Source organism: Shimia sp. NS0008-38b, assembly GCF_040370365.1.
Lineage (GTDB): Bacteria > Pseudomonadota > Alphaproteobacteria > Rhodobacterales > Rhodobacteraceae > Shimia.
Genome location: NZ_BAABWQ010000004.1, coordinates 737,174 through 753,252 on the forward strand (window position 1 = coordinate 737,174; position 16,079 = coordinate 753,252).

The window sequence follows — 16,079 nt, forward strand, 5'->3', positions numbered from 1 at the left end:
TCAGGAAAACCTTACCTTTTGAAACGTGTTGCTTAGGCCGTGGCTGTGGGACCGATACGCGACAGCACCTGCGCGATCATGGTGCGAATATGCTCGGGCGGCACACCGGAAATCCGGTTCTCCAACCCTAACAGCACAATGCCATGCACCGCCGAAAACATCGCCCGTGTCATCAGGCTCAACTCTGCCTCATCCATCTGCGGGAAAAGCTCGCTTAGCGGCTGTCGTATATTGGCAAACAGCCCCCCCAAAGAGGTCATATACCAATCCGGCACAGGGCCATCGGCTGGCATTTCAATGTCAAATAGCGCGCGCCACAGCTTGGGGTGAGCAGCCGCAAAATCGAGATACGCATTGGACATCTGTATCAATCGTGCCCGCGGGGCTTCGCTGCCGGCATAAGACGCGGTCACAGCGGCCCCGAGTTTCTTGAACGTCCGCCCGTTCACCTCCAGAGCAAGGTCATGCAAGTCGTCAAACACGTTGTAGATCGCGCCCAAAGCGCAGCCAGCCTCTTTGGCCAAATCTCGTGCTTTAAGAGACGATAACCCGCCGTGCTCAATCTGTGTCTGCGCCGCATCGATCAATTTCATGCGCAACGCTGCACGCCGCTCAGCCACTTTGCCTGCCATCGCCACATCCACTCTTGAACTACGTTCATGTATGTACCGCGTGAGACAACAACAGCGCAAGCCCACCGTCACAGCTTTGTTTTCCGCGCAAGGCAGGTCTTCAACCGACAATCGCGCCATGACTCACCATTTTGTTCTTTATATGTTCTCACAATCTGGATAGCGTGCCTGCATGACACTTAAGATCTCCAATCGCGATGCGCGCAGGTTCTGGCTGTTCAATCAGGGCCTTGCAGAAACCCCCACCGGCCCCGCTGATCCCTTAGCGATCATCAAGCGGCTGGGGTTTGTTCAGCTCGATAGCATTCAAGTGTTGTCACGCGCGCATCATCACATTTTGTGGACACGCAATCAGAATTACCGCGAACCGATGCTCAACAAATTGCTCGCCGACGACCGCAGCGTGTTTGAGCATTTCACCCATGATGCCTCCGTGTTGCCGATGGACAGCTACCCCTATTGGACGGTGCAATTTGCCCGGCGCAAGGCGCGCATGGACGGCAAAGGCTGGTTCAAAACCGCATTGGAGAAGGTGGATCTCGCCGAGATCAAAGCCCGTATCGCCAATGAAGGCGCGCTATCCACGGAAGCCTTCGACACCAAAGTTGACGGCCCCAAAGAGATGTGGTCCCGCCCGCCTCATAAGCAGGCGCTCGACTACATGTGGTACGCAGGCAGCTTGGCCACATGTTACAGGCACAACTTCAAGAAATTCTACAACCTGCCTGAGCGCGTCGTCCCTGATCACATCCGCGCCACCCAGATCCCGGAACAAGACCAACACAATTGGCTCTGCACACAGGCCCTCGACCGGCTTGGTTTTGCGAGCCCAGGTGACATCAAGCGGTTTTGGGAAGCCATGGACACGTCCGACGTACGCGCTTGGTTGGACACCATGTCGCTGCAAGACGTCCAAGTCGAATCTGCCGACGGGGACTGGGTGACAATGCTGGCGCCCCACGACATTGAGGACCGCCTGGCCAAAGTGCCCGCCCCGACATCGCGCCTAAGGCTGCTCAACCCATTTGATCCTGTGGTCCGCGACCGCACCCGTTTGTCGCGCCTGTTTGGCTTTGACTACCGTATCGAGATTTTTGTGCCCGCCGCCAAACGCCAATGGGGTTACTATGTGTACCCACTCTTGGAAGGTGATCGTTTTGTCGGCCGCATTGAGGCAAAGGCAAACCGGAAATCAGGTCAGCTTACGGTCACAAAACTATGGCGCGAACCAGGCGTACAATGGACATCCGCGCGCGCTGACAAACTCACCGCTGAGCTCACACGCATGGGCCGCTTCATTGGCACACCAGACATCCAATGGGTCTGTGCACCCGAGCCATCCGCCCCGCCGCAGTGAAACGGTCCCGCCACATCCACCACAGCGCAAGGTCTGTGACCTAAAGCACACCCTGCCAACGCAAAAACACGATCAGCAGTGCCGTAAGCGCAATCAAATTAAAGCTTATTGAGCCCAGAACATCCAAAAGCCGGTCAATGCGCCGCTCCCGCACGTCTACAGAAGACAGATGCGCTTTGATCTCAGCAAAGGCACACCCCACTGCATCACCGTCAACCTGCACCATCAACTTCGGATTTCCGCCGAGTTTTTGCGCCGCGCTGATGACCTCGGCCTGCCGATGCAACCGCGACGGAACACGCCGCCCCAACTTGCGCATGGCCTTATCCAACGTCTTTGCACGTACCCCAAATTTCTCGCGCGCAAGCTCCAGAAGCTGCGTTACTTTGTCATCAATGTCGTGTGAAGCAATCATGGCGACACTCTAGACTGTCACGACTTTGCACTCAACTCTGGAACACCTGCCCCGGCCACGGTATCACGGCCCTATGTTGAACTTCATTGATCATGGCACCGCCAGCCCCCACCCCCCGCTTCTGATTGTGCACGGGCTGTTTGGCTCTGGCCGAAATTGGGGCGCTGTTGCAAAACGGCTTTCCGCCCACCGTCGGGTGATCTGTGTGGATCAACGCAATCATGGGCAAAGCCCTTGGTTTGATAGCCATTCCTACGAGGACATGGCCGCCAACCTTGCCGAAGTGATCCACCATTTGGGCAGCCCGATGGACGTACTCGGCCACTCCATGGGGGGCAAAGCTGCGATGATGCTCGCGCTCACGCAGCCGGAATTGGTCAACAGACTGATCATCGCCGACATCGCGCCCGTCACATACGGGCACGATCAGAACCAAAACATCGAAGCCATGCGTGCAGTTGACCTCAGCCAGGTTGCCAAACGATCCGATGCGATAGCGCAATTGGCAAACCATCTGGAAGACACCACTTTACAGACGTTTTTCACGCAATCCTTGGATGTCAAAGAGCAACGCTGGCGTCTGAACCTTGATGTCTTGGATCGCGAAATGCCCAAAATTCTGGGTTTTCCGGTTACCACCGGGCGCTACGAAGGACCCACCTTATTTCTCAGCGGCGCAACGTCGGACTATGTCACACATGACCAACGGCCGATGATCCGAGAGAAATTTCCCAAGGCCCGATTTGCGAAAATCACCGGCGCGGGCCACTGGCTACACGCCGAAAAGCCACGTGAATTCATCGCGTCTGTGCAAGCCTGGCTCGACATCGCTTAACGGGCATAAAGCACTTGCGACACTTTCCAGCTGACTGGAAAACCTGCGAAAAACCCAACCAGCGCCGCCAAAAACAGACCAAAGCCCATGTCAGTTCCCGCCATCAGCGCGACGATCACACCAACACCGGCAAGAGTTGCGCCAATAAACAGATGTAAAATGATTGCCAAACGTAACATGGGAAACTCCATTTTGCGGTTTTCCCTTGTTTTGCAGACCACCCCACGCATCGCTTTGACATGGATCAGACGTAGGTTGGGGGATGGTCAAGGAGCCGCGATCTGCATGACCACCGCGCCATCATGGTCAACAAGAACAGTCTGCCCAGCGCGCAGGCCAACGCCGGATACCTTTGAAAGCGCGTCAAAAAATGCGGTTTCCTGAGCCCCCAAATCGCCGATACAGGCCATGCGTGTGACCGCCATATTGCCAAAACTCAACACCTCACCAGATTGCGTGTAGCTCCCGGTAAACTGGTTACATCCGCTGGTGCCGCTGACCCGACCGTCGGTTCCGAAGCGCAGTTCAGGCGGCTTCTCGCTCTGCACTGAGCCGCTCGCGAGTTCAACCACGCGCCAGTTGCTGCCACTCAACGCTCCACTCTGAGATTCCACCATTTTCTCCAACATGACATCTACCTGTGCCGGGGCCCCACGCGTCAGCGCCGGGTGCACAGTTGTGCTACGCCACAACACCTGATCCCCCACGCGGATCAACGCGCTAACGGCATAACGACCGCTGTCCAGCACCATCCCGTCATCGTAGCTCAACCGATAGTCTACCGGCACTTGCCCCGCCGGGCGCAACGTCTGACTGGCCAAGAGAGTTGCGGCCACATCCATCTTACTCACATCCAACAGCCGCACTTCGACCAACGCACCCTGTGGCAAGGCGATCTTTTCACGATAGGCGACGCTGCCCGTCAAATCGCGGATGTCGGCGGCCCCCGCTCCGGCGCTCAGCGCAACCACAACAGCCACCGCCGCACCCAATCCCGCCTTCATAGTCCCAAACTGCACCATTTTTGATCCTGCATGCACAAACTGTAAAATCTCTGGGATCTACCTAAGCATGACACGCACTCGTAACAAACTCTGACAATCGTTGTCGGCGGCGTACCGCCAACAAACCAGAACCGAAGTGTTTTAGATCGGGACTTTACGACTTTTGACCCCCTTGGCGTGGCGCGCATGTCTGTTACGTTGGGAAAATGGCTACGTCAGACGGTTTCTCCGCCCCCATACGGTTCTCAAGCGCACTTGTGGTGGATGATCACCCATTGTTTTGTGACGCTTTGGTCATGACGCTGCAGGCTGTGTCCCCCATCAAAACAGTGGCCACTGCCCCCTGTTTGGCAGATGCATTGCACCGCCTCGCATCCGAACCTGCCCCGGATTTGGTGGTGCTTGATCTAAATTTGCCCGATGTGGACGGCTTTGACGGCCTATTGCGTCTTCGCAAGTCCACACGTGCCAAAGTTCTGGTGGTGTCCTCCATGGCGGACAGCCGAACGATAAATGCCGCACTGCAAGCAGGGGCGGCCGGGTTTGTCCCCAAACACAGCCAGCGCGACCTGTTTCGCCGCGCCCTGCAAACCCTTGCCGCAGGGCAAACCTTTGTGCCGGAAGGTCACATGCCAACGGCTGAGGCTGACGCCAGCACGCAGGACGCTGTCGCGCGCCTGGCCTCACTGACCGCGCAACAGGCCCGCATCCTTGATTTGATCTGTGAAGGCAAATTGAACAAACAAATTGCCTATGAGCTGTCCATTGCCGAAACCACCGTCAAGGCACATATCACTGCGATCATGCGCAAACTTGGTGTCCACAGCCGCACGCAGGCTGTATTGATCGCCAAAGAGGCCAGCTTTGAGGAGCACTTGCGCAGCAGCGGCTAGCCCGCCTAGTCTGTCCGAGACGGTTTGGGGAGCGACCGTGGGAGGAACACGCCAGCATGGACGCCAGCACACCATTGACAAACACCGATATTGTGCGCACCGGATTTGCCGATTGCCGCGCCGCAGATGCGGTCGCGCAACTTGTTGAGGCTTTGGGCACAGACCCTTTGTCTTTGGTTATCCTGTTTGTATCACCGCAAACCGATCTGCCCGCATTTGTGACGTCGGTCGAGCGCCACTTCTCAGGCACACAGGTGGTCGGCTGCACCACTGCGGGCGAACTGGGCGAAACCGGATATAGCGAAAATGACATCGTCGCCATTGGCCTGCCCGCAGCCCATTTTGGTGTGCGCTGTCTGTTCATAGACGATTTGCATGACATCCGCGCACAGGACCGGATCACAACCATGATCCACAACCGCAATGAATTGGCCAAAGATCACCCTCGCTGGGCATCTGAGTTTGCCTTTCTGATGGTGGACGGCCTGTCCACACGTGAGGACGCCCTCGCCGCCGATCTCGCTATGGGGCTGGGCCCAGTGCCGCTGTTTGGCGGCTCTGCCGGAGATGGTGAAGCCTTTGGAAAAACACATGTTTTCTTTGATGGCGCCTTTCATTCCAATGCAGCGGTGCTCATTCAGGCGCGCACCAACTGTCCCGTGCATGTGTTCAAAGTCGATCATCTGCAACCCACCACACGCCGTATGGTGGTAACCGGCGCTGATCCAGCCAAACGCCTGGTGCAAGAAATCAACGCCGAACCCGCGGCCCGCGAATATGCGCGCCTGCTGGGCAAAGACCCCGAACAGCTTTCCACGTTCACCTTTGCCGCCCATCCCGTGGTGGTGCGTATCGGCGATCAAACCCACGTACGATCCATCCAAAAAGTGGCTGACAACGGTGATCTCGTGTTTTTCTCCGCAATTGATGAAGGGGTTGTGCTCACCTTGGCAGAACCCGACGACATGGTTGCCCATTTGGATCGCGAATTGGCAACGCTGTCTAAACAACGCCCCCCTGCGATGATCTTAGGCTGCGATTGCCTGCTCCGCCGGGTAGAAGCCACACAGAAACAGATCACTGGCGATATTTCTCGCGTGCTCGCCAAACACCGGGTGGTTGGCTTTTCAACCTACGGCGAACAAGTCAATTCGATGCACGTAAACCAAACCTTCACCGGCGTGGCGATTTACCCGCCACAAGATCGCTGACACGATGCTGAGCGACGCACTCATCAATCCGGCTGACACGCTGGAGCGGCAAAACGCCAAGCTTCTGAAAGTGGTCGACACATTGATGCGCCGCGCAGAGGCCAGCCCTGACACCACCGGGGTCGCCTACGCGCAATTTGAGCGCGCTGTGATGTTGGAGGAAGAGGTCCGCGCCCGAACCCGCGAGCTCGAACACGCGCTGGATTTGCTGAACACCTCCAACGCCTCGCTGGCGCAGGCCAATGCGGGCGCAGAAGCCGCGCGGGCGAACCTCGCCAATGCCATCGAAACGGTCCAAGAAGGCTTTGCCCTTTTTGATGCAGAAGAAAAGCTGGTGATGTGCAACAGCCGTTTTGGCAAACACATGCGCGACGTGCACCACCTGTTTAAATCTGGCCTCGCCTTTTCCGACTACGTGCGCATCGTTTCGCAAAGCCCCTATCTGGATCTGCCTGACGGTATGACCGCCGAGGATTGGGCAGAACAACGTATGATCCGCCACACGGAGCAGCACGTGGTGTTCAACGCCCGTATGGCAGGAGATCGCTGGCTGCAAGTGTCTGAGCACCGCACCCGCGACGGGGGCACCGTGGTGCTGCAAACCGACGTCACCGACATGATGTTGATTGAACGGCAGGAACGCGAACGCCTGCTCGACGATCAGGCCCGTCTGATCAAAGCCACGCTTGAACACCTCAAGCAGGGGGTTGGCATCTTTGACCGCACCGCCCGCCTGGTTGGGTGGAACCGCCGGATGGGCGAACTGCTCTCTATTCCTCTACACAGGTTTGTGCTGGGGCTGCCATTTGCCACAATCTTTGAACAATTGTCGCGCAAGCTCGCCTTCCAAAACGCGGCAGACGCAGAAGCGCTGGCAAATTGGGCGGCCCGCCTTGGCACACGCGCGCCCCTGTCATTGGAGGTCGATCTGGGGCAAGACCGCACCTTGGCGGTATTTGCTCAAACCATGCCCGATGGCGGCTTTGTAATCTCTTTCACGGACATCACCACTGAACGCCGCGCCATCCGCGCGATCTCTCAAGTCAACGAAACTCTGGAGCGCCGCGTGCAGGAACGCACCGAAGAGCTGCGCGATGCATTGGCCGAGGCAGAGCGCGCAAATGCGTCCAAGTCCCGCTTTGTTGCGGCGGCCAGCCACGATCTATTGCAACCACTGTCCGCCGCCAAATTATATATGTCTTCACTAGATGGCGACCTGCGCACCGAGGACCAACGTCAGCGCCTCGCCAAAGCCAACAGCGCGCTGCAAAGTGTCGAGCACATACTTGGTGCATTGCTCGATATCTCGCGGCTCGACTCCGGGCGCGCAGCGGTACACATGTCGCAAATCCCCTTGGGTGTAATCCTTGGACAATTACACGACGAATTTGCACCAGCGGCCGAAGACAAAGGTTTGCGTTTTGACCTGCGCGTGCAAGATGTCACTGTGCACTCAGACGCCACCTATCTGCGCCGCATTTTGCAAAACCTCATTGCCAACGCCCTGCGCTATACGGAGCAGGGCCGGGTCTTGATTGGCACCCGGATACGCGGACAAAAGGCCGTTGTGGAAATATGGGACACAGGCCCCGGCATCCCGCGCGAGCAGCAGACCAAAGTCTTTGACGAATTCCACCGGGTGAACGCCGCCGCGAGCCCTGCCGAAGGCCTCGGCCTTGGTTTGGCGATTGTAGAACGCGCTTGCAGACTGCTGGATCATCAACTTTTGATGCAGTCAGAACCGGGCCGCGGCACCCGCTTCTGTGTGTCGCTCCCAATTGCCTACGCCCCCGCCGCAGTGCCCAGCGCCACACAAGATGCCCCGCAAGACACACCTTCGCTGACGCACCGCATCGTGCTTTTGGTGGAAAACGACAATGCCCTACGCAACGCCATTTCCATGACGCTGGAAAACTGGGGGGCCGACGTTCTGGCCTGTGGCAGTGACCGCGAAGCGCTCGACCTTCTGCGAGAGATCGACATCGCGCCGGACGTGGTGCTTGCCGACTACCAACTTGACGATGACGCAACCGGCACCGACTTGATCACAGTATTGCGCGGGCTGTATGGCCCCCTGCCAGCCTGCGTCATCACCGCAAACCGATCGCGCGAGGTGATCGAGAAATGCCAACGTCTCAATGTGCCTGTGTTGCACAAACCCTTGGACTTGGACGCGTTGCGTGAGGCATTGCAAAACGCGCCAAAACCCAACGCCTAGGCACCGTCAAATGGCCAAATTTCGCACCTCCGCATTACAGCCGCGATACAGACGCAATACCGACGTTCCGTTTTGCCCTTTTCGGGCGGGCGGATGCGGCCTAAAACTCATAGAACAATAGCAGCCCGGAGCCAGCCATGACCCGCCTTCAAACCGCCTTGGACGCCATCGACAACGCCAATGCCAAAGACCCAAATTTGGATGATGGCCAGCCTGAGGCTTTGCTCTATGGACAGCGCATGAGCGAGGAGGCAAACCGGCTTTTCCCCAATGCGTCTGAAGCGTTAAAGATCGCGGCGAGGGGACAACACATTGAGCGTTGGGTGCTCAAACGTGCTGATTTCCCAGAGGGGCGCGCCGGCTACCTCTCTTGGCGTCGTGAGCTTGGACAACATCACGCCAACCGCGTGTCTGAAATCATGGCAGACGCTCAGTATGATGAAGAAGATATTGTCGCTGCGGGCGCCATGTTGCGCAAAGAGGGCATCAAGCGCAACGAAGAGGTGCAAGCCCTTGAAGACATTATCTGTTTCACCTTCTTGAAATGGTACTTCGCGCCTTTCGCCGCCAAACATCCGCATGAAAAGGTTGTGGATATCGTGAGGAAAACCGCACGCAAAATGTCGGCTGATGCCCGGGTGCGCGTCTTGGCGGAATTTGAGCTTCCGGCCGATCTTGCCGCCGCCTTTGAAGCCCCTGCCGCATGAGCCGCGAGGCGCTGATCGTCGCCCACGGCCAACCCTCTGCACCGGTTCCACCAGAGCTCTGGTTGATGGGGTTCGCCAAGGCTGTGCAAGACCATCTGCCCGGCTGGAACATTCGCGCAGCCACGCTTGCCATGCCGGGGGCCCTTGAGCGTCAAGCCTCTGAAATAGCCGAAGGATCGCAGGTCTTTCCGATGTTTATGGCCGACGGCTGGTTTGTCGGGAAGGTCCTGCCAAAACGACTAAACGGCGCGCCGTTGACCATTTTGCCGCCTTTGGGATTTGACCAAAACCTGCCAGACTTCGCCGCCAATACGGTGCGCGACGCGCTCGCCAACCGAGGCTGGCGCGAGCCCGAAAGCCATCTCCTCGTGGCTGCGCATGGCTCCGCCCGTGGTCCAAAAGCCGCCGAATCGGCGCAGGCCTTCTGCGATGCGCTCTCCAAGCGATTTGAGAGCCTAAAAATCACTGTTGGATTTGTCGAAGAAGCGCCCTTTATTGAACAGGCTGCCCGAGGCTTGCCACGGCAAACGTTGTGCCTGCCTTTCTTTGCATTGGAGGGCGACCATTGCCGAGAAGACATTCCTGAGGGGCTCGAAAAGGCAGCGTTTTCAGGGGATCTACTTGCCCCGCTTGGAAGCTGGCCGCAGGTGGCGCAAATGGTCGCCCACAGCCTGAAGACTGCACGCTAAAGCGACTGCCCGGTGGTCAGCTGAGGCTGTAACGTCATCACCTGCGCTAAGCTGTTGGTATCTTGGTTGGCTAGGATAATCTCAGCCGCCTTTTGGCCGATCATGTATCGATGTGCATCTGTGGTCGCAAGCTTTAGCGGCAAACCTCTCAACAATTCCAAATTGTTAAAGCCAGCCAATGCTAAATCATCCGGCACAGAAATCCCTTTGGACAGGCAATGCATATAGGCGCCAACGCTCAGCACATCACTGGAGAAATAGATGCACTCCAACTCGGGCGTGCGCTTCAGCAGCATCTCCGTGAGCATGTTGCCGGTCTCAATTGACGACACCCCCGAATAGAGCTCCTGATCGATCAGCGAAACACCGGTTTCTCCCAGCGCCTCGACGAACCCTTTGAACCGTTTTTCAGCACGAAAATCCTGAGGCATCTTGGTGCCGACAAAACCAATCTTGCGATATCCAGACTTCAAGATTGTTTGCGCCATTTCCCGCCCAGCTTCTAGGTGGGAGATCCCGACACAATGCTTAACCGGGTCACCATCCACATCCATCACCTCAACTACGGGGCAATCCGCATTGGCCAACATCTTGCGCGCGGCTTCATTATGCTCAAGCCCCGCCACGACAACACCGGTCGGTCGCCAACTCAGCATCTCGCGGATAACTTCTTCTTCTTCCAGCAAATCATAGCCCGTAACGCCAATGACCGGCTTCAAAGCTGTGGTCTTCAACGTCGAACTGATGCCCGAAAGCACTTCAGGAAAAACCGACGAATTGAGACTTGGGACCACGACCCCAACAAGGTTCACCGTTTTAGACGCCAATGCACCAGCTATGCGATTCGGCACATAGCCGACGTCTCGCGCGATTTGTTCAACTTTCAGGCGCGTTGCAGCAGAGACATCCTGTGCCCCGCGCATAGCGCGAGACGCTGTCATCTCGCTGACCCCCGCGAGCTTGGCAATGTCTTTGAGCAGAAGCTTTTTTCCCATGCGCGGATCGTCTGCCACAAGTCAGCGCAACGCAAGCCCCAAAGCGAACTAAATCGGAGCGGATAACACTCTTGATTCCCGTTGCCTTTGCGTATACCGATAGCGCTAACGGTTGCGCTATCAAATGCGCCCTTTGATTTGTTGGGAGAAAGACATGACCACCAAGATTGCCATCAACGGATTCGGCCGCATCGGGCGCGGCGTTTTGCGGGCTCTGATCGAAAGCGGCACAGATGACATCGAAGTTGTCGCCATCAACGATCTCTCCCCCAATGATCACCTTGTTCACCTCCTCAAATACGACAGTGTACACGGCCGCCTAAAGGCGGACGTCACACTGGACGGTGATGTTATGAAGGTCGCCGGCCAAAACATCCGCCTGACCGCAATCCGCAATCCACAAGAGTTGCCATGGTCCGACGTGGATGTGGCTTACGAATGCACAGGCATTTTCACCGCCCGTGACAAGGCGGCACTGCTGCTGGAAAGCGGTGCAAAACGTGTTCTGGTTTCAGCACCGGGCGCAAACGCAGACAAAACAATCGTTTTCGGCGTCAACGACGACACATTGACCGCAGACGACGTGATTGTGTCCAACGCTTCCTGCACCACCAACTGCCTCGGTCCAGTCGCAAAAGTACTCGACGACGCATTTGGCATCAAAACTGGCTACATGACGACAATTCACGCCTATACCGGCGATCAGCCAACACATGACACTGCACACAAAGACCTATATCGGGCCCGTGCAGCCGCTCTGTCGATGATCCCAACGTCCACCGGTGCAGCCCGCGCTATCTCCTTGGTTTTGCCTCACCTGAAGGGCAAGCTTGAAGGCTCCGCAATCCGCGTGCCTACCGCAAATGTCTCTATGGTGGATTTGGTCTTTGTTCCAGAAAATGGCGCCACAGTTGAAGGGGTAAACGCTGCAATCAAAGCCGCTGCTGAAGGCCCGCTAAAGGGCATCCTTGGCTATGAGGACGCGCCTCTGGTGTCCGTCGACTTCAACCACGACAGCCATTCTTCGATCTTTGCTCCGGCTCAGACAAGTGTCACCGACGATGGCCTCGTTCGTGTGGTAAGCTGGTATGACAACGAATGGGGTTTCTCCAACCGCATGCTAGATACAGGTCGCCGCATGGGCGAAATCTTGAAGGGGTAAAGACAGATGGTCGCGCGCGTCATTCCGGTAGAGCCTTTCGATCTTGTGATTTTTGGCGCCACCGGGGATTTGGCCCGGCGTAAAATTCTGCCGGGTCTGTTTCACCGTTTCCGCGCGGGGCAGATGCCATCTGAGGCAAAAATCATTGGCTCGGCGCGATCAGAAATTGGCGGCGCCGAGTTTCAAACCTTGGTCAAAGCCGCCATAGTCGAGTTTGTTGACGAAACCCTGCGTCCAGCTGATCTGCTGGAAGAGTTCTTGCAGCGTTTGGACTACGTGCACATCGACGCGATGGGAGAAACCGGTTGGGACACCCTTAAAAAGGCGCTGCGGCAAGACACCATACGCACGTTCTACCTATCGGTCTCTCCATCTCTCTTTGGTGCCATTGCCGAGCGGCTAAGCACGCATGGCATCGCCACGCCTGAAAGCCGTATTGTTGTTGAAAAACCTTTCGGGCATGATTTGCAAAGTGCGCAAGCGCTCAACAAAGCTCTGTTGCGCCATTTCGACGAACAGCAAATCTACCGCATCGACCACTATCTTGGCAAAGAAACCGTACAAAACCTCATGGCGCTGCGGTTTGCGAATTCACTGTTTGAGCCGCTTTGGAACTCCACACATATTGATCATGTGCAAGTCACGGTGGCAGAAAGCATTGGTGTCGCTGGACGCGGCGGGTACTACGATCAGTCTGGTGCCATGCGCGATATGGTGCAAAACCACCTGATGCAATTGCTTTGCCTCATTGCTATGGAACCGCCCTCCAAGTTCACCCCAAACGCGGTACGCGACGAAAAAGTCAAAGTAATTGAAGCCCTTGAAGCTGTTGAACTCAGCGATATCGTGCGCGGACAATATCGGTCAGGACGCGACAATGGCAGCTATTTTGACGATGTCGAAAACCCCGATAGCCGCACCGAAAGCTACATCGCAATGAAGCTTGCAGTCGGCAATTGGCGGTGGGCAGGGACTCCGTTTTATCTGCGCACTGGCAAACATCTGCGTGATCGTGTGTCAGAGATCGCAGTGATCTTCAAAGATCCTCCGCACAACATCTTTCCGAACAAAATGGAAGGCCGCAAAGGCAATGCGTTGATCATTCGTTTGCAACCGGATGAAGGCATCACCCTGCGCACCACCATCAAAGAGCCCGGCCCCGGCGGCATGCGCCTTACCGAAGTGTCCATGGACATGTCATTTGCGGATGCTCTTGGAGATGATCTGACCTCTCAGGATGCATATGAACGTCTCATTATGGATGTGATCCGCGGCGACCAGACGCTCTTTATGCGTGGCGACGAAGTTGAAGCCGCGTGGGCTTGGGCTGATCCTTTGATTGCCGCTTGGGATGAGGCGAACCAGCGCCCTGTCCCGTACGACCCCGGCAGCTCCGGCCCGGAGGAAGCCCTTATGCTGATGCACAAAGGTGGCCGTCGCTGGCGCCCCATCGGCGACTAAGCACACACCAACGCCTAAAACAGGAAGGATGGCTCAAATGCCTCTCCACCCAACCGTTGAAAAAGTCACGACACGTATCATAGAGCGCAGCAAACCACACCGCACTGCGTATCTTGACCGGATGGCACAAGCCGCCAGCCAAGGGCCTGCCCGCGCGCATCTAAGCTGTTCCGGCCAAGCGCATGCCTATGCTGGGGCGGGAGAAGACCAAACTGCTCTGGCCACCCAATCGGCAGGCAACCTAGGTATCGTGACCGCCTACAACGACATGCTCTCCGCGCATCAACCGTTTGAACGCTACCCGAACCTGATACGGGACGCGGCACGGGCCGCAGGTGGCACCGCACAGGTTGCCGGTGGTGTGCCGGCAATGTGTGATGGCGTCACCCAAGGCGAAGCAGGTATGGAATTGTCGCTGTTTTCGCGTGATGTGATTGCACTCGCCGCCGGCGTCGCGCTTAGCCACAACACATTCGATGCGTCTGTCTACCTTGGCGTGTGCGACAAAATTGTGCCGGGCTTGGTGATCGCAGCCCAGAGCTTTGGGCATATTCCAGCGGTTTTCCTTCCTGCGGGACCGATGAGCACCGGTATTTCCAACGACGAAAAGGCCAAGGTGCGCCAACGCTTCGCCACGGGTGATGCGGATCGAGCTGAGCTGATGGCCTCTGAAATGGCTGCCTACCACGGCCCCGGCACCTGTACGTTTTATGGCACAGCCAACACCAACCAAATGCTGATGGAATTTATGGGACTGCACCTGCCCGGTGCCAGCTTTGTGTCTCCCAATACAGAATTGCGTGATGCACTGACCGAAGAAGGCGCACGCCGCGCACTTTCGCTCTCGGCCCTTGGCAACAGCTACACACCAACTTGCGATATTCTGGATGAGAAGGCCTTTGTGAACGGCATCATCGGCCTAAACGCAACTGGCGGTTCCACCAACCTTCTGATCCACTTGATCGCCATGGCCCGCGCCGGCGGTATCGTGCTGACTTGGGAGGATTTCGCTGAGCTTTCTGACGTCACCCCGCTTCTGGCACGTGTCTACCCCAACGGCTTGGCCGACGTGAACCATTTCCACGCCGCTGGCGGTCTTGGCTACATGATCGGCGAGCTGCTCTCTGCGGACCTTCTGCATCCCGACACCAAAACCGTTGCTGGTGAAGGGCTGGAAAACTACACCCAAGACCCCAAACTGATTGACGGCGCACTGGTCTGGAAGCCGGGTACAAAGACCTCGCTCAACGACAAAATTGTGCGCCCTGCCACCGATCCCTTCCAGCCAACGGGGGGCCTTGCGCGCCTCACTGGCAACCTTGGCACCGCTGTCATGAAAATCTCCGCCGTCGCGCCGGAGCACCGCTTTGTTGAAGCACCAGTCCGCGTGTTCCACGACCAAGATGAGGTCAAAGCGGCCTTCAAAGCTGGCGAATTAACCGAAGACGCGGTGATTGTGGTGCGCTTCCAAGGCCCCAAGGCAAACGGCATGCCGGAATTGCACAGCCTGACGCCTTTGATGTCCATCATGCAAGGCAAGGGTCTGAAGGTGGCGTTTGTCACCGACGGCCGCATGTCTGGCGCCTCTGGCAAAATTCCGGCCGCGATCCATGTCTCTCCTGAAGCCCTTGACGGGGGCACCATTGCCAAACTGCAAGATGGCGATATTGTGCGCGTCGATGCCGAAGCGGGTGTTCTGGAAATCATAACTCAAGGTGTAGAAGACCGCCCTGCAGTGGTGGCCGACCTCACCAGTTATCACGCCGGCACCGGTCGCGAACTCTTTTCCGCTTTCCGCAACGCGGTGGGCTCTGCCACTACTGGCGCCTCTATTTTTGAAGGATCCATTTGATGCCAATCACCCCCAAAGACGCCAGCGCGCGCGCACGTGACATCGCCAATGCTGCACCGATCGTACCCGTGCTTGTTGTTGAAGATGTGGCCCACGCCAAACCCTTGGCCGAAGCGCTGGTCGCGGGTGGTCTGCCCGCACTGGAGGTGACACTGCGCACCCCAGCCGCTCTTGATGTGATCCGAGCCATGGCAGAAGTGCCTGGTGGCATGGTTGGTGCTGGTACGCTTTTGACGCCTGCAGACGTGAAAGCCGCGAAAGAAGCCGGGGCGACCTTTGGCGTCTCCCCCGGTGCCACTGACATTCTCTTGGACGCCTGCGAAGCGGAAGGCTTGCCCCTTCTCCCCGGCGCAGCCTCCGCAAGCGAGGCCATGGCTCTTCTGGAACGTGGCTATGACATGTTGAAGTTCTTCCCGGCAGAAGCCGCAGGCGGCGCCAAATTCATTGGCTCTCTTGCAAGCCCCCTGCCACAGATCAGCTTTTGTCCAACCGGCGGTGTGAACCCTCAGAACGCTACCGACTACCTGTCATTGGCCAATGTGGTCTGCGCAGGCGGCAGCTGGGTTGCGCCCTCCAAACTGGTCAAAGACGGCGCGTGGGATCAGATTGAGGCGCTGGCCAAAGAGGCTTCTCTGCTACCACGCTAAC

General features: G+C 57.2%; 16 protein-coding genes. 11 read left to right on the plus strand and 5 right to left on the minus strand.

The features are described from left to right. Window positions 1–32: 32 nt before the first annotated feature. The gene (locus ABWV47_RS20305; RefSeq protein ID WP_353315180.1) at window positions 33–632 is read right to left on the minus strand and encodes a TetR/AcrR family transcriptional regulator; all 600 of its coding nucleotides are present in this window, start codon (window positions 630–632) and stop codon (window positions 33–35) included. A 172-nt stretch (window positions 633–804) separates the two neighbouring features. On the opposite strand from ABWV47_RS20305, the gene ABWV47_RS20310 reads away from it, so the two are divergent. Then, entirely contained in the window at window positions 805–1,989 is a 1,185-nt protein-coding gene (locus ABWV47_RS20310) for a winged helix-turn-helix domain-containing protein (RefSeq protein ID WP_353315181.1), read from the plus strand. 40 nt (window positions 1,990–2,029) lie between these two features. Here the strand turns inward: ABWV47_RS20310 and ABWV47_RS20315 are convergent, their stop codons facing one another. Next, the gene (locus ABWV47_RS20315) at window positions 2,030–2,404 is read right to left on the minus strand and encodes a hypothetical protein (protein ID WP_353315182.1); all 375 of its coding nucleotides are present in this window, start codon (window positions 2,402–2,404) and stop codon (window positions 2,030–2,032) included. A gap of 73 nt (window positions 2,405–2,477) precedes the next feature. Here ABWV47_RS20315 and ABWV47_RS20320 point away from each other — a divergent pair, with 73 nt between their 5' ends. Next, a complete protein-coding gene (locus ABWV47_RS20320) occupies window positions 2,478–3,239 on the plus strand; it encodes an alpha/beta fold hydrolase (RefSeq protein ID WP_353315183.1) in 762 nt (253 codons plus the stop codon). Here the strand turns inward: ABWV47_RS20320 and ABWV47_RS20325 are convergent. Continuing rightward, complete coding sequence (locus ABWV47_RS20325) at window positions 3,236–3,418, minus strand: CTP synthetase (RefSeq protein WP_353315184.1); 183 nt, start codon at window positions 3,416–3,418, stop codon at window positions 3,236–3,238. The genes ABWV47_RS20320 and ABWV47_RS20325 overlap by 4 nt on opposite strands. A gap of 87 nt (window positions 3,419–3,505) precedes the next feature. Continuing rightward, window positions 3,506–4,261: a YbaY family lipoprotein gene (locus ABWV47_RS20330; RefSeq protein ID WP_353315185.1), complete on the minus strand. Its 756-nt coding sequence runs from the start codon at window positions 4,259–4,261 to the stop codon at window positions 3,506–3,508. A 188-nt stretch (window positions 4,262–4,449) separates the two neighbouring features. Here ABWV47_RS20330 and ABWV47_RS20335 point away from each other — a divergent pair, with 188 nt between their 5' ends. From ABWV47_RS20335 to ABWV47_RS20355, 5 genes are all read left to right on the plus strand, one after another. Continuing rightward, a complete protein-coding gene (locus ABWV47_RS20335) occupies window positions 4,450–5,136 on the plus strand; it encodes a LuxR C-terminal-related transcriptional regulator (RefSeq protein WP_353315186.1) in 687 nt (228 codons plus the stop codon). Between the two features lie 56 nt (window positions 5,137–5,192). Next, window positions 5,193–6,347 carry an FIST N-terminal domain-containing protein gene (locus ABWV47_RS20340; RefSeq protein ID WP_353315187.1) on the plus strand — a complete coding sequence of 385 codons (1,155 nt, stop codon included), beginning with the start codon at window positions 5,193–5,195 and terminating at the stop codon, window positions 6,345–6,347. Between the two features lie 7 nt (window positions 6,348–6,354). Continuing rightward, a complete protein-coding gene (locus ABWV47_RS20345; protein WP_502959728.1) occupies window positions 6,355–8,565 on the plus strand; it encodes a hybrid sensor histidine kinase/response regulator in 2,211 nt (736 codons plus the stop codon). Between the two features lie 137 nt (window positions 8,566–8,702). Continuing rightward, window positions 8,703–9,272, plus strand: coding sequence for a DUF4202 domain-containing protein (locus ABWV47_RS20350; RefSeq protein WP_353315189.1), 570 nt, complete (start codon window positions 8,703–8,705; stop codon window positions 9,270–9,272). Continuing rightward, window positions 9,269–9,961, plus strand: a complete 693-nt coding sequence (locus ABWV47_RS20355; protein WP_353315190.1) for a CbiX/SirB N-terminal domain-containing protein — start codon at window positions 9,269–9,271, stop codon at window positions 9,959–9,961. Before ABWV47_RS20350 ends, ABWV47_RS20355 begins: the two co-directional genes overlap by 4 nt. On the opposite strand, the gene ABWV47_RS20360 is transcribed toward ABWV47_RS20355, so the two are convergent. After that, entirely contained in the window at window positions 9,958–10,956 is a 999-nt protein-coding gene (locus tag ABWV47_RS20360; RefSeq protein WP_353315191.1) for a LacI family DNA-binding transcriptional regulator, read from the minus strand. The two genes, ABWV47_RS20355 and ABWV47_RS20360, sit on opposite strands and share 4 nt — an antisense overlap. 154 nt (window positions 10,957–11,110) lie before the next feature. Here ABWV47_RS20360 and gap point away from each other — a divergent pair, with 154 nt between their 5' ends. From gap to eda, 4 genes are read left to right on the plus strand one after another with little or no spacing between them, the layout of a single operon-like run. Then, on the plus strand, window positions 11,111–12,118 hold the full coding sequence (gene gap / locus ABWV47_RS20365) for a type I glyceraldehyde-3-phosphate dehydrogenase (RefSeq protein WP_353315192.1): 1,008 nt from the start codon (window positions 11,111–11,113) through the stop codon (window positions 12,116–12,118). 6 nt (window positions 12,119–12,124) lie between these two features. Beyond that, window positions 12,125–13,579 (plus strand): glucose-6-phosphate dehydrogenase, encoded by a 1,455-nt coding sequence (gene zwf / locus ABWV47_RS20370; protein ID WP_353315194.1) that lies wholly within the window; start codon window positions 12,125–12,127, stop codon window positions 13,577–13,579. Between the two features lie 37 nt (window positions 13,580–13,616). Then, a complete protein-coding gene (edd, locus tag ABWV47_RS20375; protein WP_353315195.1) occupies window positions 13,617–15,431 on the plus strand; it encodes a phosphogluconate dehydratase in 1,815 nt (604 codons plus the stop codon). Continuing rightward, window positions 15,431–16,078 (plus strand): bifunctional 4-hydroxy-2-oxoglutarate aldolase/2-dehydro-3-deoxy-phosphogluconate aldolase, encoded by a 648-nt coding sequence (gene eda, locus ABWV47_RS20380; RefSeq protein ID WP_353315196.1) that lies wholly within the window; start codon window positions 15,431–15,433, stop codon window positions 16,076–16,078. Before edd ends, eda begins: the two co-directional genes overlap by 1 nt. Window position 16,079 lies beyond the last annotated feature (1 nt).